General features: G+C 58.9%; 18 protein-coding genes. 10 read left to right on the top strand and 8 right to left on the bottom strand.

What is annotated here, in order from left to right:
* The first annotated feature begins 91 nt into the window (after nt 1–91).
* Nucleotides 92–535 carry an SRPBCC family protein gene (locus N7578_RS04115; protein ID WP_311109029.1) on the top strand — a complete coding sequence of 148 codons (444 nt, stop codon included), beginning with the start codon at nt 92–94 and terminating at the stop codon, nt 533–535.
* Between the two features lie 45 nt (nt 536–580).
* On the opposite strand, the gene N7578_RS04110 is transcribed toward N7578_RS04115, so the two are convergent.
* A complete protein-coding gene (locus N7578_RS04110; protein ID WP_311109028.1) occupies nt 581–1567 on the bottom strand; it encodes a GlxA family transcriptional regulator in 987 nt (328 codons plus the stop codon).
* A 128-nt stretch (nt 1568–1695) separates the two neighbouring features.
* On the opposite strand from N7578_RS04110, the gene N7578_RS04105 reads away from it, so the two are divergent.
* The 3 genes from N7578_RS04105 to N7578_RS04095 all read left to right on the top strand — a co-directional run bounded on the left by N7578_RS04105 (nt 1696) and on the right by N7578_RS04095 (nt 3896).
* Complete coding sequence (locus tag N7578_RS04105; RefSeq protein ID WP_311109027.1) at nt 1696–2523, top strand: alpha/beta hydrolase; 828 nt, start codon at nt 1696–1698, stop codon at nt 2521–2523.
* 68 nt (nt 2524–2591) lie between these two features.
* Nucleotides 2592–3383, top strand: a complete 792-nt coding sequence (locus tag N7578_RS04100; RefSeq protein ID WP_311109026.1) for an SDR family oxidoreductase — start codon at nt 2592–2594, stop codon at nt 3381–3383.
* A 12-nt stretch (nt 3384–3395) separates the two neighbouring features.
* On the top strand, nt 3396–3896 hold the full coding sequence (locus N7578_RS04095; RefSeq protein ID WP_311109025.1) for a hypothetical protein: 501 nt from the start codon (nt 3396–3398) through the stop codon (nt 3894–3896).
* An 86-nt stretch (nt 3897–3982) separates the two neighbouring features.
* On the opposite strand, the gene N7578_RS04090 is transcribed toward N7578_RS04095, so the two are convergent.
* The 7 genes from N7578_RS04090 to N7578_RS04060 all read right to left on the bottom strand — a co-directional run bounded on the left by N7578_RS04090 (nt 3983) and on the right by N7578_RS04060 (nt 12712).
* Entirely contained in the window at nt 3983–4786 is an 804-nt protein-coding gene (locus N7578_RS04090) for a hypothetical protein (RefSeq protein ID WP_311109024.1), read from the bottom strand.
* 66 nt (nt 4787–4852) lie between these two features.
* Complete coding sequence (locus tag N7578_RS04085; RefSeq protein ID WP_311109023.1) at nt 4853–5920, bottom strand: linear amide C-N hydrolase; 1068 nt, start codon at nt 5918–5920, stop codon at nt 4853–4855.
* A gap of 258 nt (nt 5921–6178) precedes the next feature.
* Nucleotides 6179–7696 (bottom strand): 2,3-bisphosphoglycerate-independent phosphoglycerate mutase, encoded by a 1518-nt coding sequence (gpmI, locus tag N7578_RS04080; RefSeq protein WP_311109022.1) that lies wholly within the window; start codon nt 7694–7696, stop codon nt 6179–6181.
* Between the two features lie 207 nt (nt 7697–7903).
* Nucleotides 7904–9154, bottom strand: coding sequence for a dihydrolipoamide acetyltransferase family protein (locus tag N7578_RS04075; protein WP_311109021.1), 1251 nt, complete (start codon nt 9152–9154; stop codon nt 7904–7906).
* Nucleotides 9155–9157: 3 nt separating this feature from the next.
* Nucleotides 9158–10171, bottom strand: a complete 1014-nt coding sequence (locus N7578_RS04070; RefSeq protein WP_311109020.1) for an alpha-ketoacid dehydrogenase subunit beta — start codon at nt 10169–10171, stop codon at nt 9158–9160.
* Nucleotide 10172: 1 nt separating this feature from the next.
* The gene (locus N7578_RS04065; RefSeq protein ID WP_311110049.1) at nt 10173–11405 is read right to left on the bottom strand and encodes a 3-methyl-2-oxobutanoate dehydrogenase (2-methylpropanoyl-transferring) subunit alpha; all 1233 of its coding nucleotides are present in this window, start codon (nt 11403–11405) and stop codon (nt 10173–10175) included.
* 143 nt (nt 11406–11548) lie between these two features.
* Nucleotides 11549–12712, bottom strand: a complete 1164-nt coding sequence (locus N7578_RS04060) for an acetyl-CoA C-acyltransferase (protein ID WP_311109019.1) — start codon at nt 12710–12712, stop codon at nt 11549–11551.
* A gap of 170 nt (nt 12713–12882) precedes the next feature.
* On the opposite strand from N7578_RS04060, the gene N7578_RS04055 reads away from it, so the two are divergent.
* The 6 genes from N7578_RS04055 (at nt 12883) to N7578_RS04030 (ending at nt 19928) form a co-directional block, all read left to right on the top strand.
* Nucleotides 12883–13356, top strand: coding sequence for an Lrp/AsnC family transcriptional regulator (locus tag N7578_RS04055; protein ID WP_311109018.1), 474 nt, complete (start codon nt 12883–12885; stop codon nt 13354–13356).
* 81 nt (nt 13357–13437) lie between these two features.
* A complete protein-coding gene (locus tag N7578_RS04050; protein ID WP_311109017.1) occupies nt 13438–14610 on the top strand; it encodes an isovaleryl-CoA dehydrogenase in 1173 nt (390 codons plus the stop codon).
* Between the two features lie 8 nt (nt 14611–14618).
* Complete coding sequence (locus tag N7578_RS04045; RefSeq protein ID WP_311109016.1) at nt 14619–16220, top strand: carboxyl transferase domain-containing protein; 1602 nt, start codon at nt 14619–14621, stop codon at nt 16218–16220.
* A gap of 7 nt (nt 16221–16227) precedes the next feature.
* Nucleotides 16228–18216, top strand: coding sequence for an acetyl/propionyl/methylcrotonyl-CoA carboxylase subunit alpha (locus N7578_RS04040; RefSeq protein ID WP_311109015.1), 1989 nt, complete (start codon nt 16228–16230; stop codon nt 18214–18216).
* 1 nt (nt 18217) lies between these two features.
* A complete protein-coding gene (locus tag N7578_RS04035; RefSeq protein ID WP_311109014.1) occupies nt 18218–19144 on the top strand; it encodes a hydroxymethylglutaryl-CoA lyase in 927 nt (308 codons plus the stop codon).
* Nucleotides 19134–19928, top strand: a complete 795-nt coding sequence (locus N7578_RS04030) for an enoyl-CoA hydratase-related protein (RefSeq protein WP_311109013.1) — start codon at nt 19134–19136, stop codon at nt 19926–19928. Before N7578_RS04035 ends, N7578_RS04030 begins: the two co-directional genes overlap by 11 nt.
* Nucleotides 19929–19999 lie beyond the last annotated feature (71 nt).

Below are 19999 nucleotides of genomic sequence, written 5' to 3'. Positions count from 1 at the left end.
CGCGCAAGCGCCTTCACTACGCCTTCCAATTGCTGTTCAATCCGTTCGCGATCAACAACGCCGATCGAAACAGGACCGCCGGGAGGAAGCCATGCCAAGTACGATCCGTCTGCACCGTGTCTTTGCCACAAAACCCGAGAAGCTGTACCGTGCCTTCATAGAGCCGGACGCCATTGCCAGCTGGCTGCCGCCATTCGGCTTCACCTGCACCGTTCATGAACTGGATGCAAAGGTCGGCGGCAAGCATCGAATGTCGTTTCGTAACTTCACCACCGGCGACAGCCACTCCTTTGGCGGCACCTATCTGGAACTCCTGCCCGGTGAACGCCTCGTCTATACGGATAGCTTCGATGACCCTAACCTGCCAGGCGAGATGAAAGTGACCGTCAATCTGAATGCCGTCGCCTCAGGCACCGAGGTCAACATCGAGCAGCAGGGTATACCGGATCTGATCCCGCCCGACGCCTGCTATCTCGGCTGGCAGGAATCCCTGCGCAAGCTGGCAAAGCTTGTGGAGCCGGACATCAACCAGTGACCCGCAGCGGCAGGCCGCGCCACGGTTGACCGACCGTTACCAGCATCATGCAGCGGCCATTGCCGAACTGCTGGAGAACCGGTTGCGGTACTCTCCGGGCGACAGTCCGAGGATACGATGGAAGACGCGGCGAAACGCGGCAGCGTCTTCGTAGCCCACCGACCATGCGATCTGGTCAACCGAACGCCTGGTGAACTCCAGCAACTCGCGCGCCTTGCCGACACGCAGATGCTGGACATATTCAATGGGCTTCATACCCGTGGCCGATTTGAAGCGTCGAAGGAAGGTACGTTCTTCAAGCCCGGCACAGCCTGCCATATCCGCAACGCTCGTCGCACGCCCGGCACGCCCCTGAAGCCAGTGCTGCACTTTCAGGATCGACTCGTCGCCGTGCGTCAGGCGCGGCGCGAAGCTGCTGTAATGCCGCTGCTCACGGCCTGACGGATCGATGAGCAGGAATTTGCCCGTCTCGGTCATCACCGATGGCCCGAGAAGACGGTCGACGATGCGCAGGCCGAGATCCGTCCAGGCCATCAGGCCTCCGGCAGTGATGATGTCGCCGTCCTCGATGACGATCTTGTCGGCGTCCACATGGACATCCGGGAAGCGTTCGCGAAAGCGCTCGGCAAAAAACCAGTGCGTCGTGGCCGGGCGGCCGGCAAGCAAGCCGGTCGCAGCAATGATAAAGGAACCACCGCAACTGGCCGCGAGCGTCGTCCCCTGCGCATGACGATCAAGCAGCCAGCGAGCATAAGGTTCGGCCTCATCGATTTCGGCCGGTCCTGTCAGCCTGCCGGGTACGACGAGAATGTCTGGCTGTCCGGGCGTATCGGGGGCTGTATCGTAACAGCGGGAGAATCTGCCGCACTCATCCATGCTCCAGTGACTGACGCGTAGCGCCGGGCCACCTCTGTCCCGGGAGAACACCGAGGCGATCGCAAAGAGATCCGTGATGCCATGCACCATGGCGACCTGACAGTCGCGGTAAAGAACCAGCCCGACTTCTTTTGCACGTCCTGCACTACCCGTCATAACCGTTTCCTCATTTTGTCAGTTTCGGCTCGCCTTCTGTCAAAAGCACCAATCCTTCCCCGGCAGCCTCCAGAGTATCTCTATTGCCACGGGACGCAAGAACGCTCCCTCAACCAAAGGAGAGAGAAATGAGCACGATCACCACCAGAGACGGAACGCATATCTTCTACAAGGACTGGGGCTCCAAGGATGCACAGCCGATCATCTTCTCCCACGGCTGGCCTCTGAGCGCCGATGCCTGGGACGCGCAGATGGTGTTCTTTGCCAATCACGGTTTCCGCACCATTGCCCATGACCGTCGCAGCCATGGCCGCTCGGATCAGGTCTGGCACAACAACAACATGGATCAATATGCCGACGATCTGGCTGAACTGATCGAACAGCTTGACCTCCACGACATCATTCTGGTCGGCCATTCCACCGGGGGCGGCGAAGTCACCCGCTATATCGGCCGCCACGGCACCAGCCGGGTCGCAAAGGTTGGCCTGATCGGCGCAGTCCCGCCGCTGATGCTGAAGACGGAAAGCAACCCCGGCGGTCTGCCCATCGACGTCTTCGACGGCATCCGCAAAGGCACCTACGACAATCGCAGCCAGTTCTTCAAGGATCTGTCGATCCCCTTCTATGGCTACAACCGTGAAGGCACGAAGATCTCCGACGGCATTCGCGAAGAGTTCTGGCGGCAGGGCATGATGGGCGGCCTGAAAGGCCAGCTCGACAGTATCCGCGCCTTTTCCGAAAGCGACTTCAACCAGGACCTGAAGGCTTTCGACAAACCGACGCTGGTACTGCATGGCGATGACGACCAGATCGTTCCGATCGGCGCATCCGCGCATTCCACCGTCAAGATCGTCAAGCACGCCGTTCTGAAAGTCTACGAAGGTGCTGACCACGGTTTGACGCAGACCCATCAGGACCGCTTCAATGCGGATCTGCTAACCTTCATCAATGCCTGAAACCAGTTCCCGGCAAAGCTCTGGCACCCGCGGTGCCAGGCCGCCGCTTTCAACAAAGGAAAATCGAGATGACCAAGGAAACATTTCTCATCACCGGTGCATCTGACGGTATCGGCGCAGTGTATGCGGACCGTCTTGCGGGTCGCGGTTATGATCTGGTGCTGGTGGCGCGGCGTGCCGAAAAGCTGAAAGCGCTTGCTGACAGGCTCACGGCGGATCACGGCATCTCCGTCGAGGTTCTTGCCGCCGATCTTTCCAATGCGGACGGCCTTGATAAGGTCGAGAAGAGGTTACGCGAAGACGGAAAGATCACGGGCCTTGTCAACAACGCCGGTATTGCCGGGGAAGGCAACGTCACGGAGCTGGATCCGGCCTATGTCACCGGCATGATCCACCTCAACATTCTCGCGGTAACCAGACTGGCGGCAGCCATCAGTCCACGTCTTGCCGCAGCAGGCAAGGGAACGATCATCAACATAACCTCGGTCACGGCCCTGATGCCGGATGCATTCACGGCCGTCTATCCCGCGACCAAGGCGTTCGTGCTGGCCTTTACGGAAGCACTGCACGCGCAACTCTCGCCCTCTGGTGTTCGGGTTCAGGGAGTCCTGCCAGGCATTACCCGCACCGCGATCTGGGAAGAGGAAAAGCTGGAGACGATCCCCGCCTCGATGGTCATGGACGTGAACGAGATGGTTGATGCGGCGCTGGCTGGGCTCGATCTCGGCGAGGTCCTGACCATTCCGTCACTGCCGGACAATGCCGATCTCGAACACTATCTCGCCGCCCGTTCGGCCTTGAGGCCCAACCTTTCGCATGCCCGTGCCGCCAGCCGGTACGGCACAGCAACAATCGAATAAGGGATACGTGCCATGATACTTGGCCTGACAATTTCCCAGTTTACGGCATTTCATGTTGCCCTGAGTTTTATCGGCATAGCGTCGGGGCTGATCGCCCTTCCCGCCTATGCGTCGGGAAAATGGATGCCGCGGACAACGGCACTATTTCTCGCCACGACACTTGCCACGACGCTGACGGGATTTCTCTTTCCCATCAGTGTTTTCACCCCGGCACTCGGTGTCGGCATCATCTCGACCGCCATTCTGGCGGTCGCCCTCGCGGCACTCTATGTCTACAAGCTGAATGGCAGGGCGCGCGCCATCTTCGTCATCACGGCGACAATCGGCCTCTATCTCAATATGTTCGTGCTGATCGTTCAATCGTTTCTCAAAGTCGAAGCTCTAAATAACCTTGCCCCGAACGGCAACGAGCCGCCATTTCTCGTCGCCCAAAGCGTACTTCTCCTCGCCGCGATCGTCCTTGGCAGGAAAGCGTTTACGGCAGGCAGTGGCGTCGCAGTATTTGGAAAATAAACCCGGATAACGGCCTCCCGGAAAGCCCGCCAAGAAAGGCCGGCTAGTCGGGAGGCTATATCACGAACACTAACACATGACCGCGATCAGAAGCGGTAGGTCAGGCCGATAACCGGCCCCTTGAGCGTCGCATCAAAGACGTGCCCATCGGACTCATAGTCTACATCCAGAATCTTGTAGCCTGCGGAAACAGAGAGATTATCCGTGAACGCATAATTTGCCGTCGCAAGCGCTTGCCATGTGTGATCCGATCCAGCACCGAACCTACCAAAATCAGCCTGTGCCTGCACCGAGAACTGCGGCGTAAAGCGATAAAAAGCCCTGAAGCCGACGACCGGATCGACCCAGCCGAATTCCTCACCGTAGCTGCGCGAGAACGCGCCGTAGTTGTTCGTCACATCGTTGGAGATATGCCAGATACGTACACCGGCCAATAGGTCGAACGAAAAATCGCGATCATCGTAAACCCGATATCCGCCCTTCAGCGTCGCCGAAAATTCGATGGTGTCCACGTCCGCGCTCAATCCCGGCGTAGCGCCCACCACCGGAAGCGCGCCGATCACACGGCTGTCCGTCGTATTGACGTACATCATGTCCGCCGAAAAGACGAAACGGTCGTAACGTCCCCAGACATCGATGAAACCGCCGACGTTCAGATGCTCCATGACATCCGAGAACGATTTTTCGACCGAAATCGTCGGGCCACGCCGAAACGGCGAGACGTCGCCCTTCAGTCCCGCAGCCCACAGGTAAGGCGTGATCTGCAAGGCCCAGCCCGGTGGCAGGCTGCTTTCCTCCTCCCAGCTACTCTCCGCAGTCTGTAGCGGCGCCACATCCGCGGCCTGCGCACCGCCGACCAGCAACGGCAAAAAAGCCAGCGCCCATTTCATAACATTCCCCATCAACAAACCCTCTCACTCGACCAGAGTTTCGGACGTTCACATGCCTTCGGTTCATCAAAGCCCTTGAAAGGGGAAGGGCTTCGCCACTTCAAACGCTGCTGTGGCATCTCCTGAAAACGTATGGGCCTGATCCGTGCCGAGGTCGAGCCTTTTGACCTGTCCGGTTTCCTTCGAGAAATCGATCTTGTTCAGATCCACCCAGAACGTATTGGGTGTCATGGCGGACTCGAAGAAATAGAGTTTGCGCTTGTGATCGAAGACCGTGCGCCAGCGGGTCGAGGATATTTCTGGCTGGTCCGGAGACGAAATGCCAAGCGGTACGGAGGTGTTTCTGATGACGCCGAAAACACTGGCGAGCAAATGGTTTGGCTCCCCGCTCTGCGGTATCGCATTAACGTAGAACGCGGCGCGTGCAAAACGGTCCGAAGCACGGTTCGTCCCCGGTAACATCACCGTTCCGCCGATGCCCTGCCAATAGGACGCCAGCGCCAGCTGTTCGTCATACGTCGGGGAATTGGTCATGACCTGATACTGGCGACCGTGATGGATGACCTGCTTGCCATCGATATATTCAATGATGGCGCTGTCACCGCTGGCGTCGGACAGCGACAGATGCAGAGTGGTCAGCCGGTTCTGGCCCGGCACGTTATCGGTGACGATCGTGAAAGGCTGCGTTTTCAGGTCCTCGACAGCTTCTGCAACGGTGGCAAAACGGTCGAGAACGTACTGTGCCCAAGCGGCTATCGTCAGCCCCGGCTTACTGTCAGCCTCGAATTTCGGATACTCCGATTCCGTCAGCCACAGGAGATTCGCCACCAGCCCGGCTTCGTTGGCTCCGTCCGTCGTCGAAACGTCGTACCCCGTCGTCACCACGGATCCGTACTTTGCGGTCCATTTCAGGGAGTTCGGCCCGGCCTCACCACTGCGCTCGACGCCTCTCGGCAGAATGTAGAGATTGCTGCCGATATCGTATTTCCAGTCCATGGAACGGGCAGTGACGATATTGTCGTTCTTTCCCAGAAACACGAACCTGGTGCATGCATCCGCCGTTAGCGGCGACACGATTGCATAGAAGCCCGCAAGCCCGAACGTGAAAAGACGTCTCGTAGCTTTCAATATCATCGACCATCCCCCTCAAGCTATTTGACTGCTCAACGGGGCATCAAATTCCACACAGTAGTCACCCCAGAGCGGCACGAGGATGCACCACGTTTACGACAACCTCAAGATGCGAATCTTCTAATGTTAAGCGCTCATCGGCCATCATTCGCACATATGCAAACGACATGACCGCCTTCCCTTTAAGGAAAAACGGTACGTCATGGCTGACGGGAACAAAAAAGGGCTCGCGAATAACGTCTTAGTCGCGAGCCGCCGATGTCACTTTTCGATCAGGCTTTTCCCTGTCATTTCCGCAGGTTGCGGTAAATTCATCAGTTGCAGTATCGTCGGCGCGACATCTGCGAGAATGCCGTCACGCACCGTTGCGCCTTCCGGACCACCGAACAGGATAACCGGCACCGGATTGGTCGTGTGCGCCGTGTGAGGTCCACCCGTCACCGGGTCGATCATGGTTTCACAATTGCCATGATCTGCGATCACCAGCATCGCGCCACCCACTTTTTCAAGTGCGGCAACGACCTCGGCCAATCCACGGTCAACCGCTTCACACGCCTTGATCGCGGCGTTCAGATCGCCGGTATGTCCCACCATGTCGGGGTTGGCGTAGTTGGTGACGATGAGATCATAACCCTTGCCAATCGCCTCTACGAATTTTTCCGTCACTTCCGCAGAGCTCATTTCCGGCTGCAGGTCATAGGTCGCGACCTTCGGAGACTTCGGCATGAAGCGGTCTTCACCAACTTCCGGCTCTTCCTTGCCGCCGTTCAGGAAGAACGTGACGTGTGGATATTTTTCCGTCTCGGCAAGACGGAACTGGCGCAGCCCCTTGGCCGCCACCCACGCACCCAGCGTATTGGCAATATCGCGCTTGGGATAGGCCGTTGCCATATAGGCATTATGTTTCGTTGAATATTCAACCATGCCCAAGAGAGCGGAAAGCTCAGGCTTTTCGCGCTCAAACCCATCGAAATCGGCAGCGCCGATGGCTGCAAGGATTTCGCGGGCGCGGTCGGCGCGGAAATTGAGGCAGAAAAGCCCATCGCCAGCCTTGAAGCCCTGATAGCCATCGATCACGGTCGGCAGGATGAATTCGTCCGTAACATTGTTGCCATAGCTTGTGGCAACCGCATTGACTGCATCTTCCGCCTGCTCGCCCTTGGCAAGAACCATGGCGTCATAGGCTTTTTCGACGCGCTCCCAGCGATTGTCGCGGTCCATGGCATAATAGCGACCGATGACGGTGCCGACGCTTGCGGCCCGCGGCAGGCTGCCAACGAAGGTCTTCATAAATCCTTCAGCCGATTTCGGCGCGACGTCACGACCGTCGGTGATGGCATGAACGACGACATTAAGCCCTAGGTCCGTCAGCAGCTTCACCGCAGCCTGAACATGGACGATATGGCCATGCACGCCACCATCGGAAATCACGCCCATCAGCTGCACCGTACCGCCAGCCGCCTTCACCTTGGCTGCGAATTCCAGAATGGCAGCATTCTTGAAAAAGCTGCCGTCCTCAATGGCGAGATCGATCTGGCCAAGGTCCATCGCCACGATACGGCCGGCGCCAATATTCGTATGACCGACCTCGGAATTGCCCATCTGCCCGGTCGGCAGGCCAACTTTGGGACCGAAGGTGGTGAGCGTTGCATGCGGACATGTTGCGAAGAGGCGATCAATGGTCGGCGTATTGGCAAGGGCGGGCGCGTTACCTGACCGATCCTCGCTCAGCCCCCAGCCATCGAGAATGGTCAGAACAACGGGTTTCGGAGTGCTCATGAAGGGACCTTTTCTTCGTTAAACATCGGCGGGCGGCGAAAGAAAAAGGCTGCCTCAGCATCCCCGTTCGCCGTTTTTAATCGTGGTGAGAAACAGGCTTCTCGTCCGTCCTCTTCTATACCCGAAGACCATGAACGCAAGCCCATATCGATGCCGGAGCGCCCTCTATCGCTCCGGTTTTTCCCGCCTAATCAGTAGACAAGACTGTCACTCTTCAATGAAGATCAGGGCTGGCTTTTCAAGAAGAGCCTTTATTTTCTGGATGAAGACGGCAGCATCCCAACCGTCGACCACCCGATGATCGAAACTCGACGAAAGGTTCATCATTTTACGCGGCACGAACTGATTGCCATCCCAGACCGGCCGCGTGACGATCTTGTTGACACCTATGATCGCCACCTCCGGATGATTGATAACCGGTGTTGACGCGATGCCGCCAAGAGCCCCCAGTGAACTGACGGTAATGGTGGATCCTGACAGTTCCTCTCGCTTCGCGGTACCCTTGCGGGCAGCATCCGCAACGCGAGCCAGTTCTTCGGCGCAGTCCCATAGACCGCGCGCTTCCGTGTGGCAGACGACCGGCACGACCAGACCGGCAGGCGTCTGCGTCGCGATGCCGATATGAACCGCGCTATAGTGACTGATGACACCCGTTTCATCATCGAAGGTGGCGTTCATCCCCGGTTGGTCGGAAATTGCTTTGACCATGGCACGCATCAGGAACGGCAGGATCGTCAGCTTGGGCTGACCGGGCCTGCGATTGCCGTTCATGGTCGCCCGCAGATCCTCCACATCTGTCACGTCGATTTCCTCGACATAGGTGATGTGCGGAATACGGGACACGGACAACGCCATCTTCTCGGCGATCTTGCGCCGCAGCCCGGTCATCTTCACCTGCTCCACGGCGCTATCCCCCGGCGACGCCGCAAGATGCTGCTCAGATCGCGACCTCTTCAAAAGGAATGCGTCGAGGTCGGCGTGGGTGATGTGTCCTTCCGTGCCGGTGCCGGTTATATCATGAAGATCGAGATCGAGATCGTCGGCGCGCTGTCGGACTGCAGGGGACGCCAAGGGTTTGTCGTGATGGGGCGCTTGCGACGGCGAAACATCCTCCGTTTGCGAGACGGCAGGCCGAGTTTCGACGGCGGGCGGCTCCTCCGTCATGTCGGACGGAGCCTCAGCCTGAACATCGCGCTCGACCGGCTGCTCGGCAGCGGCATCGGTTTCGATCCGCAGCAATGGCGCTTTCACTGCGATCAGCTCGCCGACATCCGCCCCCAGCCAGGTGACCCGACCATTAACCGGCGAGGGAATTTCAACCGTTGCCTTGTCGGTCATCACCGCCGCCAGCACCATGTCTTCATGAACCGGATCACCGGGTTTGACATGCCATTCGACCAGTTCGGCCTCCGCAACGCCTTCCCCAACATCGGGCATCGTCAGAACGTATTCCGTCATTCTTCAGGCCTCCATGACTTCGACGAGTGCGCGCCCGACACGGGCCGGACCTGGAAAATAATCCCATTCCTGCGCATGCGGGTAAGGCGTATCCCAACCGGCAACGCGAACGATGGGAGCCTCGAGGTGGTAGAAACAATGGTCTTGAACCAGCGACACGACTTCGGCACCGAAGCCGGATGTCAGCGTCGCCTCGTGCACCATGACACAACGGCCAGTCTTGGCGACCGATTGGACAATGGTATCCAGATCAAGCGGTAACAGGCTCCGCAGATCGATGACCTCGGCATTTACGCCCGTCTCTTCCGCGGCAGCGAGCGCCACATGCACCATGGTGCCATAGGCGATGACCGTGACATCTTCCCCAGGACGCCGGATGACCGCCTTACCGATCGGCACGGTGTAATGGCCTTCCGCCACTTCACCCAGCTCATGTTTCGCCCAGGACGTGACCGGTCGGTCATGATGGCCGTCGAAAGGCCCGTTGTAGAGCCGCTTCGGTTCCAGAAACATCACCGGGTCGGGGTCTTCGATGGCGGCAATCAGTAATCCCTTCGCATCATGCGGATTAGAGGGAACAACCACTTTCAACCCGCAAACATGGGTGAAAAGCGCTTCAGGGCTCTGGCTGTGCGTCTGCCCGCCGAAGATACCCCCGCCGGTCGGCATGCGCAGAACGATCGGACATGTGAAATCGCCGTTTGAGCGATAGCGGATGCGAGCGGCTTCCTGGGTGATCTGATCGTAGGCGGGATACATATAATCCGCGAACTGTATCTCGACGCAGGGCCGCAGACCGTAGGCAGCCATGCCGATGGCCGTGCCGACGATGCCTGACTCGCTGATCGGCGCATCGAAACAGCGGGTCCGGCCGTATTTCGCCTGAAGCCCCTGCGTGGCGCGGAACACCCCACCGAAATAGCCGACATCCTCACCGAAGACCACGACGTTATCGTCTCGCCCCATCGATACGTCCATGGCGCTGCGAACCGCTTCGATCATCGTCATTCTTGTCATATCAGTACCCCGCTTTTTCACGCTGACGGCGCAGGTGCGGCGGCATCTCGGCATAGACGCCCTCGAAAATGTCCTTTGTCGGCGGTTTGGCACCGGCATGGAGCGTGCCGTGGCTCTCCGCCTCCCGCTGCGCCTCGATCACCTCATCCATGATCTCGGCCTCGGCCTGACGGTGGCGTTCCTCCGACCAAACATCCCGAAGGATGAGGTGCTTCTTCAGTCGCAGAACGGGATCGCCAAGCGGCCAGGCCTCGGATTCGTCTTTCGGCCGATAAACGCTTGGATCATCGGAGGTGGAGTGCGCGCCAACACGATAGGTCACGTATTCGATCAGCGTCGGGCCAAGATTGCGGCGGGCACGCTCCGCTGCCCATCGCGCCACGGCATAGACCGCAAGATAATCGTTGCCATCGACGCGAAGGGCGGGAATGCCGAAGCCCAGCCCGCGTGCAGCGAATGTACCTGACCCGCCACGCGCAATGCCCTGGAAGGTGGAAATGGCCCACTGGTTGTTGACGATGTTCAGGATGACAGGCGCCTTGTAGGTAGAGGCGAAGACCAGCGCGGAATGGAAATCCGACTCAGCCGTCGATCCGTCGCCGATCCACGCCGCAGCGATTTTCGTGTCGCCCTTGATCGCAGACGCCATGGCCCAGCCTACCGCCTGAACATATTGCGTGGCGAGATTACCGGAAACGGTGAAGAAGCCGTGCTCTTTCGAGGAATAGAGCACCGGCAGCTGCCGCCCGTGCAGCGGGTCATGCTCATTGGAGAAGATCTGGTTCATCATCGTCAGCAGCGGGTAATCGTCGGCAATCAGCAGACCCGCCTGCCGGTAGGTCGGAAAATTCATGTCGCCCTTGGTAAGCGCCTTACGGAAAGCGCAGCTTACGGCCTCCTCACCCAGATGCTGCATATAAAAAGATGTCTTGCCCTGTCGCTGCGCCATCAGCATCCGGGCATCGAAGGCGCGAAGCCGCATCATGTTGCGAAGCCCCGTCAGCAGTTCCTCATCCGAAAGCAGCCCCGCCCACGGCCCGACCGCCTCCCCCTCATGATTGAGGACACGAATGATGGAATAGGCGAGATCGCGGATGGTTTCGGGTGCGGCATCCACCTCCGGCCGGGCAACCGCCCCCGCCCTCTGGATTTTCACATTGGAAAAATCCGGGTGATCGCCCGGACGAACCGCAGGCTCTGGAACATGCAGGCTCAGGCGGGTGGCTTCGGTCATGTCCATTCTACTCCTCCCATCTCATTCAGTTCACCCTTCCAAAACCGGCTCTCCCGGTTACGAACACCTGCGGCTGGCCTCATCCGATGCGGGTCACAGCTCTGATCTGTTGACGGACGCCTTTCAGCATCACCTCCGCCCATTTAAGTCCGTTCAATGGCGATTGCGGTCGCCTCGCCACCGCCGATACAAACGCCGGCAACACCACGCTTCAGATCGTAGCGCCTGAGTGCCGCAAGCAGCGTCACGACGATACGCGCGCCGGAAGCTCCTATCGGATGACCGAGAGCACAGGCGCCGCCATGCACGTTCACCTTGTCGTGCGGCAGATCGAGATCGCGCATCGCGGCCATCGCCACAACCGCGAAGGCTTCGTTGATTTCGAAGAGGTCAACGTCCCCAACCGCCCAGCCGGTCCGGTCCGCCAGCCGCCGGATCGCTCCAATCGGTGCCGTCGGGAATTTTGCAGGCGCATCCGCAAATGTCGCGTGACCGGCAATCGTCGCCAATGGCTGCAAGCCGCGTTTTTCAGCGTCCGACCGGCGCATCAACACCAGCGCCGCAGCGCCATCCGAAATGGAGCTGGAATTTGCGGCAGTTACCGTACCGCCATCACGAAAGGCCGGTTTCAGAAGCGGAATCTTTTCAGGCTTCGCCTTGCCGGGCTGTTCGTCGAGGGCAACATCGCCGACAGGCGCGATCTCCTCCGCAAAGGCACCCGTCGCTATCGCGTGCCGCGCCCGTTCCAGCGAAGTAAGAGCGTATGCATCCTGCATCTCGCGTGTGAACTGATAGGCTTCGGCGCAATCTTCGGCAAAGGTGCCCATCAGACGTCCCTTGTCGTAGGCGTCTTCCAGCCCATCGAGAAACATGTGGTCCGTCAGTTTGCCATGGCCGAGGCGATAGCCGCTGCGGGCACGATCCAGCAGATAGGGAGCGTTGCTCATGCTTTCCATGCCGCCAGCCACAACGACGGAAGAAGTCCCGGCAGCGATCTGATCATGCCCCAGCATGACTGCCCGCATGCCCGATCCGCACATCTTGTTGATGGTCACCGCGCTGGCCGAATAGGGAATGCCTGAGGCAATAGCCGCCTGCCGAGCGGGCGCCTGTCCCTGCCCCGCCGTCAGCACACAGCCCAGTGCGACATCATCGATATCTGAAAGAGCGATAGTGGATCGTTCGGTGGCAGCACGGATAGCCGCTGCACCCAACGCCGGGGCAACAACCGAACTGAGTTCACCCTGAAAACCACCCATAGCCGTGCGGGCGGCCCCAACGATGACGATGGGATCATGTGCAGTCACTTTCCACCTCCCTGGAAAGAGCCGAACGTCTGCCTCAACCTCCTCCAAGGCTGCGACACCATGAACGCTATCACTATCGCGAATTCATTTCAAAGCTATTTTGATTGACAGTTTTCACAATGGCGATATCTTTGATCCAACGATACGGCATATCATAGAGCATATGATCCATGATTGAGCTCGACAGTTTCGACCAGAAGATTCTGAATGTGCTCGGCGATGACGGCCGGATAAGCTGGCGCGACCTGGCATCCCGCATCGGTCTTTCCTTCACGCCAACGTTGCGGCGTGTCCGCAAGCTGGAAGAAGAAGGCATCATTCGTGGTTATACTGCGGTGTTCGATGAGAACCGCCTGCTCGGCAATATGGGCGTCTTCATTTCCGTAACGCTTGAACGACAGATCAAGGAAGCCCTGACGACTTTCGAGCATCACGTCGCCTCCATTCCGGAAGTCGTGGGCGGCTACCAGACGAGCGGCAGTTCCGATTATCTCATTCACGCGATGGTGCGCGACCTGCCACATTACCAGCAGCTTCTGGATTTCCTGACGACCGTTCCCGGTGTGGCACGCATCCAGTCCAATTTTGCCATCAAGACATTCGTGCGCCGCTCGGCCGCTTTTACAGGGGGCGACAACACATAAAAGGGAAGGCCAGCGCGGAGGAGGTGCTGGTTTTCTGTAACAGGGCGGTGTGGAAGAGCCGCCGGAGGAGGACATAACGCGATGAGCCTGAACCTCGCCGCCATTTTCGATGCCGATCTTGCACCCGAGATTGCCGCGCTACGGGAAACAGTGCGTACCTTTGCCGACGACAGGATCGCGCCACTGGCAGACATGATCGACCGGGAGGATCGATTTCCACGTCAACTCTGGCCCGAGATGGGCCAACTCGGCCTGCACGGTATAACCGCTTCCGAAGACTATGGCGGCGCAAACATGGGTTATCTCGCCCATTGCGTGGCGATGGAGGAGATCAGCCGCGCCTCGGCCTCCGTCGGTCTGTCCTATGGCGCACATTCCAATCTCTGCATCAACCAGATCCATCGTTGGGGAACGCAAGACCAGAGGCAGCGCTATCTGCCGAAGCTGATCTCAGGTGAACATGTCGGATCGCTCGCCATGAGCGAAACGGAGGCCGGATCTGACGTGGTTTCGATGCGGCTGAAAGCCGAGCGCAAAGGCGACAAATTTGTGCTGAACGGCGCGAAGATGTGGATCACCAATGGCCACGAGGCCGATACTCTGGTGGTCTACGCCAAGACGGATGCCAACGCCGGTCCACGTGGCATTACCGCCTTCCTGATCGAAAGAAGCTTCAAGGGTTTTCGTCCTGCCCAGAAACTCGACAAGCTCGGCATGCGCGGCTCGCCCACGTCCGAACTCGTCTTTGAAGATTGCGAGGTGCCGGAGGACAACATTCTCGGCAAACTCAACGATGGCGTCACCGTGCTGATGAGCGGTCTTGATTATGAACGCGCGGTCCTTGCCGCAGGTCCGGTCGGTATCATGCAGGCGGCCATCGATCTTGTGCTGCCCTATAGCCGGGAGCGCCGGCAGTTCGGCAAGCCGATCGGTGAATTCCAGCTTGTGCAGGGAAAACTGGCTGACATCTATGCCGCCATGAACGCATCCCGCGCCTATGTCTACGCGGTTGCGAAAGCTTGCGACAATGGCCGGATCACCCGGCAGGACGCGGCGGGCGCGATCCTATTCGCCGCCGAGCGCGCCACACACGTCGCACTCGACGCGATCCAGCTTCTTGGAGGTTCCGGCTACGTCAACGAAAGCCCGGCGGGACGCCTGCTGCGCGATGCCAAGCTCTACGAGATCGGCGCAGGCACCAGCGAAATCCGCCGGATGCTGATCGGCCGGGAACTCGTCAAAGGCAACATGTGAGGATCGCCATGAAGCTGTCATCCAATCTCTCACGTGATCCCACATTCACCGCCAACAGTGCGTTCATGTCCGGTCTCGTCAAGGACCTGAAACAGCATGTGAAACGGATCAGCGAGGGTGGCGGAGAAAGAGCGCGCGCAAAACATCTGGCTCGCGGCAAGCTTCTGGTGCGGGATCGTATCGATGCACTTCTCGATCCGGGCAGCCCGTTCCTCGAACTTTCCCAATTTGCCGCCTACGGGGTGTACGACGAAACGGTTCCCGCCGCCGGCATCGTGACCGGCATCGGACGCGTTTCAGGACAGGAGTGCATGATCGTTGCCAATGATGCGACGGTGAAAGGCGGAACCTATTATCCGCTGACGGTGAAGAAGCATCTGAGGGCGCAGGAAATCGCCCGCGAAAATCGCTTGCCCTGCATCTATCTGGTGGATTCGGGCGGTGCGAACCTTCCCAATCAGGATGAGGTTTTCCCGGATCGCGATCATTTCGGCCGCATCTTCTACAATCAGGCAACCATGTCGGCCGAGGGCATTGCCCAGATCGCCATTGTGATGGGAAGCTGCACGGCGGGCGGCGCCTATGTCCCTGCCATGAGCGACCAGTCGGTCATCGTCAGAAATCAGGGCACGATCTTCCTCGGCGGGCCACCATTGGTGAAGGCCGCCACCGGCGAGGTGGTGACGGCGGAGGAACTGGGCGGGGCAGAGGTTCATTCCCGCCAGTCGGGTGTCACGGACTACTACGCCCGCGACGACCGGCATGCTCTGGCTATCACCCGGCGCATCGTCGCGAATCTCAACCGACGCAAGCGGGTGAGCCTTGCTATCCACCCCATCGTGGAACCGCTTTACCCAACGGAAGAACTCTACGGGATCGTACCAACCGACACCCGCAAACCCTTTGAGGTAAGGGAGATCATCGCGCGGCTGGTAGATGCTTCCGAGTTCGATGAATTCAAGGCGTTATACGGCACGACGCTGGTCTGTGGCTTTGCCCGTATCCACGGCTATCCGGTCGGTATCGTCGCCAACAACGGCATCCTCTTTTCTGAATCGGCGCTAAAGGGCGCACATTTCATAGAGTTATGCTGCCAGCGCGGCATTCCGCTGATTTTCCTTCAGAACATTACCGGCTTCATGGTGGGCAAGGCGTACGAGGCAGGCGGCATTGCCAAGGATGGCGCAAAGCTGGTCACCGCCGTCGCCTGCGCCCACGTTCCAAAATTCACCGTCATCATCGGCGGCTCTTTCGGCGCGGGCAACTACGGAATGTGCGGGCGTGCCTACTCCCCAAGGTTTCTGTGGATGTGGCCGAATGCCCGTATTTCGGTGATGGGCGGAGAGCAGGCGGCATCCGTTCTGGCGCAGGTCAAACGCGACGGCATGGAGACGGAAGGCAAAAGCTGGCCCACCGAAGACGAAGATGCCTTCAAGAAGCCGATCCGTGAAAAATACGAGCGGGAGGGGCATCCATACTACGCCAGTGCAAGACTATGGGATGACGGCATCATCGACCCGAAAGACACGCGCCTTGTGCTCGGCCTTGGCCTTTCCGCAGCGCTGAATGCGCCGGTCGAGCGCACCTCCTTCGGCATTTTCAGGATGTGAGGCGGTCATGTTTTCAAAAATACTGATTGCCAACCGTGGTGAAATTGCCTGCCGGATCATCCGCACCGCCCGCAGGATGGGTATCGCCACCGTTGCCGTCTATTCCGAGGCAGATCGCAACGCGCTGCATGTGTCGATGGCGGATGAAGCGTTCGAGATCGGCTCGGCACCGGCCCGCTCCTCCTATCTCGATGGCGGAAAGATCATCGAGGTAGCGCGCAGAAGCGGCGCGCAAGCAATCCACCCTGGGTACGGTTTCCTTTCGGAAAATGCCGATTTTGCGGAAGCTTCTACCCAGGCAGGTCTGGTCTTCATCGGTCCATCCGCCAACGCGATACGAGCCATGGGTGGAAAAAGCGAAGCCAAGGCGCTGATGGCCGATGCGGGCGTTCCAGTCGTACCGGGCTATCACGGCGAAGACCAGACGCAAGAAAAACTGGAATCTGAAGCCGAACGTATCAGCTATCCCGTGCTGATAAAGGCATCCGCGGGTGGTGGTGGCAAGGGCATGCGCGTCGTCACCCGGCAGGCGGACTTCGCCGCGGAACTGGCGGGCGCGAAACGAGAGGCGCTTGCGGCCTTTGGCGACGACCGCATGCTGATCGAAAAATACCTCGCCCGGCCGCGGCATGTGGAAGTGCAGGTTTTCGCCGATGGGCATGGTAACTGCGTTTCTCTGTTCGAGCGCGATTGCTCCATCCAGCGCCGCCATCAGAAAGTCATCGAGGAAGCCCCTGCCCCCGGCCTATCCGATAGGCTGCGCCAGCGCATGTACGATGCCGCGATCGCAGCGGCCCGCGCCATCGATTATCGCGGTGCCGGAACGATCGAATTTCTTCTGGATGCCTCCGGCGATTTCTATTTCATGGAAATGAACACGCGGCTCCAGGTAGAGCACCCGGTAACGGAGTTCATCACCGGTCTTGATCTTGTCGAGTGGCAGATCCGTGTGGCGGATGGAGAAGCTCTGCCGCAAGACTGGTCATCGCTTCGCATCGACGGCCACGCGATCGAGGTGAGGCTCTATGCGGAGGACCCGGCAAATGATTTCCTGCCCTCGACCGGCACCGTCCATCATCTCGTTTTCCCTGCTGAAACACCGCACATCAGGATCGACAGCGGCATAAGGGCGGGAGACAGCATTTCGGTGCATTACGATCCGATGATTGCCAAGCTGATCGTCTGGGATAAGGACCGTTCCTCAGCGGTAAGCCGCCTGCGCCTCGCGCTCGAAAATCTGGCCGTTGCCGGCGTCACCAGCAACGCCTCCTTTCTGGCGAGACTTGCGGAACTTGAAGCCTTCGCCAAGGCGGATCTCGATACCGGGTTCATTGGCCGCAACGAAACGACGCTCTTCGCACCTCAAATATCTGAAGAGACGGAAATCGCCATGGCGGTTCTCGGACTGCTTCTGCTTCGTAAAAGTCGTGCAGTCCCAGATGAAGGCGATGCCTACAGCCCATGGAACGCCATGAATGCCTTTCGGCTGAATGGTCCCGCGCGCGAAGTGCTGCGTTTCACGCTCGGGGAAAACGAATTCGCGGCACCAATAACGCATGAAGATGATGGCTTCACTCTGGATATCGATGGAAAGCCAATCCGTCTCTCAGGCACGCTTGAGGAAGATGGAAAGCTCCGAGCCACCATCAACGACCGGCAGGACAAAGGCTTTTTCCTTGCAGGCGACCACATCCACGATCTCCTCACAGCAGGAAAACACTATCGCGTCGCGCAGACCGATCATGGCGATGACGAGGCTGATGAAACACCGTCCGGCGGGCTGGAAGCTCCGATGCCCGGCCTCATTCGCTCGGTGCTCGGCAAAAACGGTTCTGCCGTCAAGGCAGGAGATGCCCTCGTCGTCATGGAGGCGATGAAGATGGAGCATACCATCCGTGCTCCCTCCAGCGGCAAAATCATCACGTTCAACTGCGCAGAGGGCGACATGGTTCAGGCTGGAACCGTCCTGCTTGATTTCGAGCCGGAGGCCAACTGAGATGGGCTGGCCCACCGCCGTGAAAATCGTTGAAGTCGGACCGCGTGATGGCCTTCAGAACGAAGTCAGGCATGTTACAACCGCCGTGAAAGTCGAATTGATCGAGCGCCTTGCGGCATCCGGTCTGCCAGCAGTCGAGACAGGCGCGTTCGTTTCACCCAAACGGATCCCGCAGATGGCGGATTCAACAGATGTCTTTCTGGCGCTCGAACGACGTCCCGGCGTTGCCTATCCCGCCCTTGTTCCAAATATGAAGGGGCTGGACGCTGCGCTAGAGGCGGGTGTGAGTGAAATCGCGGTTTTCGTTTCGGCGTCAGAGGGTTTCAGCCAGCAAAATATCGGCTGCTCGCGAGCGGAAAGTCTGGGGCGGTTGCGGGAGGTAGCGGACAAAGCAGCCAGCCAGCACATCAAGATGCGGGGATATGTGTCCTGTATCGCAGGCTGCCCTTATGATGGCACTGTCTCTCCCGACAACGTAATCGCCATGGCGGACGCGCTTCTGGCAATCGGATGCTACGAGATTTCTCTTGGCGACACCATCGGCGTCGGCACTGCGGGCCAGATCAGCGGGATCATTGATCGCGTGACGGAACATACTCCACGGGACAAACTGGCCATGCACTTTCACGACACCTATGGTCAGGGAATTGCCAATATCCTCGTCTCGCTGGAAGCAGGGATTTCCACGTTCGACAGCTCCGTTGCAGGACTGGGGGGGTGTCCTTTTGCCCCGGGTGCCAGCGGAAATGTCGCCACAGAAGACGTTCTCTATCTTCTGCACGGCCTTGGCATAAAAACCGGAGTGGACGTGATGACGGTCGCGAAAACCGGCGATTGGATCAGCCGCCTACTTGGACGTGAAAACGCGTCCAAAGCGGGAAAGGCACTGCTTGCAGCGGTAAACCGGAGGATAGCACATGGCGAATGAACTGCTTATCGAGAGACGGGGCGACGTGCTGTGGCTGACCCTCAACCGGCCGGAGGTTCACAACGCCCTGAATGTTGCGATGACCGAGGCACTCACACGCGCAATCAACGCGGCCTCACGCGATATGGCGTTGCGTGCCGTGGTGATAACGGCAAGCGGTGAGCGCAGCTTCTGCTCCGGTGCCGACCTCAAGGAAAATGCCGGCGGCATGTTTCTTTCGTCAGACGGAACGAACCCGATCGCCGATGTCATACGCGCCGTCGAGAGCTGCGAGAAGATCGTGATCGCACGCATTGGCGGCCGGGTTCTGGCCGGCGGCATCGGTCTCGTTGCCGCCTGCGATCTCGCTTATGCGGCGGATCACGCCGAATTCGGCCTGCCGGAGGTGCGCGTGGGTCTTTTCCCGGCCATGGTTGCGGCCAAACTTCTGGAAAAAATGCCCCTTAGAAGCCTGCAGCAAATGGCTTATCTCGCACAGCCGATCAGCGCAGCGGAAGCGGAAGCGTGCGGCCTTGTCAGCCGTACGGTTTCATCGAGTGAACTCGATGACGTGATCGCGGAAACAGTAGCCCGGTTACGGCAAAACTCACCCAACGCGCTTACCGCCGGAAAACAGGCCATGCTGAGGATGCGCGATATGGCAGCGGCGGAACGGCTGGCTTTTGCTGAAAGGACCATCGCCGAAATAAGCCGCAGCAATGACGCCGTTGAAGGCAGAAAAGCCTTTGCGGAAAGGCGACAGCCACGCTGGTTCACGGAAACCACAAGAGGCGCGGATGGTTAATCGATATTATCCCGGGTAACGCGTTGACGCCTTGCGGCAAATCGAGTTCTATCCGCTGCTTTTCGCCGGGT

Origin of the sequence: Agrobacterium tumefaciens (genome assembly GCF_031801495.1) — a bacterium.
GTDB lineage: Bacteria > Pseudomonadota > Alphaproteobacteria > Rhizobiales > Rhizobiaceae > Agrobacterium > Agrobacterium tumefaciens_K.
Note: the sequence above shows the minus strand (reverse complement) of the source record. Positions and strands in the feature narration are given on the sequence as shown.

Bases quoted from the DNA above. Each gene is read 5' to 3' on its own strand.
- N7578_RS04115 (WP_311109029.1), top strand. From the start codon at position 92: ATGCCAAGTACGATCCGTCTGCACCGTGTCTTTGCCACAAAACCCGAG.
- N7578_RS04110 (WP_311109028.1), bottom strand. From the start codon at position 1,567: ATGACGGGTAGTGCAGGACGTGCAAAAGAAGTCGGGCTGGTTCTTTAC.
- N7578_RS04105 (WP_311109027.1), top strand. From the start codon at position 1,696: ATGAGCACGATCACCACCAGAGACGGAACGCATATCTTCTACAAGGAC.
- N7578_RS04100 (WP_311109026.1), top strand. From the start codon at position 2,592: ATGACCAAGGAAACATTTCTCATCACCGGTGCATCTGACGGTATCGGC.
- N7578_RS04095 (WP_311109025.1), top strand. From the start codon at position 3,396: ATGATACTTGGCCTGACAATTTCCCAGTTTACGGCATTTCATGTTGCC.
- N7578_RS04090 (WP_311109024.1), bottom strand. From the start codon at position 4,786: ATGAAATGGGCGCTGGCTTTTTTGCCGTTGCTGGTCGGCGGTGCGCAG.
- N7578_RS04085 (WP_311109023.1), bottom strand. From the start codon at position 5,920: ATGATATTGAAAGCTACGAGACGTCTTTTCACGTTCGGGCTTGCGGGC.
- gpmI (WP_311109022.1), bottom strand. From the start codon at position 7,696: ATGAGCACTCCGAAACCCGTTGTTCTGACCATTCTCGATGGCTGGGGG.
- N7578_RS04075 (WP_311109021.1), bottom strand. From the start codon at position 9,154: ATGACGGAATACGTTCTGACGATGCCCGATGTTGGGGAAGGCGTTGCG.
- N7578_RS04070 (WP_311109020.1), bottom strand. From the start codon at position 10,171: ATGACAAGAATGACGATGATCGAAGCGGTTCGCAGCGCCATGGACGTA.
- N7578_RS04065 (WP_311110049.1), bottom strand. From the start codon at position 11,405: ATGACCGAAGCCACCCGCCTGAGCCTGCATGTTCCAGAGCCTGCGGTT.
- N7578_RS04055 (WP_311109018.1), top strand. From the start codon at position 12,883: ATGATTGAGCTCGACAGTTTCGACCAGAAGATTCTGAATGTGCTCGGC.
- N7578_RS04050 (WP_311109017.1), top strand. From the start codon at position 13,438: ATGAGCCTGAACCTCGCCGCCATTTTCGATGCCGATCTTGCACCCGAG.
- N7578_RS04045 (WP_311109016.1), top strand. From the start codon at position 14,619: ATGAAGCTGTCATCCAATCTCTCACGTGATCCCACATTCACCGCCAAC.
- N7578_RS04040 (WP_311109015.1), top strand. From the start codon at position 16,228: ATGTTTTCAAAAATACTGATTGCCAACCGTGGTGAAATTGCCTGCCGG.
- N7578_RS04035 (WP_311109014.1), top strand. From the start codon at position 18,218: ATGGGCTGGCCCACCGCCGTGAAAATCGTTGAAGTCGGACCGCGTGAT.
- N7578_RS04030 (WP_311109013.1), top strand. From the start codon at position 19,134: ATGGCGAATGAACTGCTTATCGAGAGACGGGGCGACGTGCTGTGGCTG.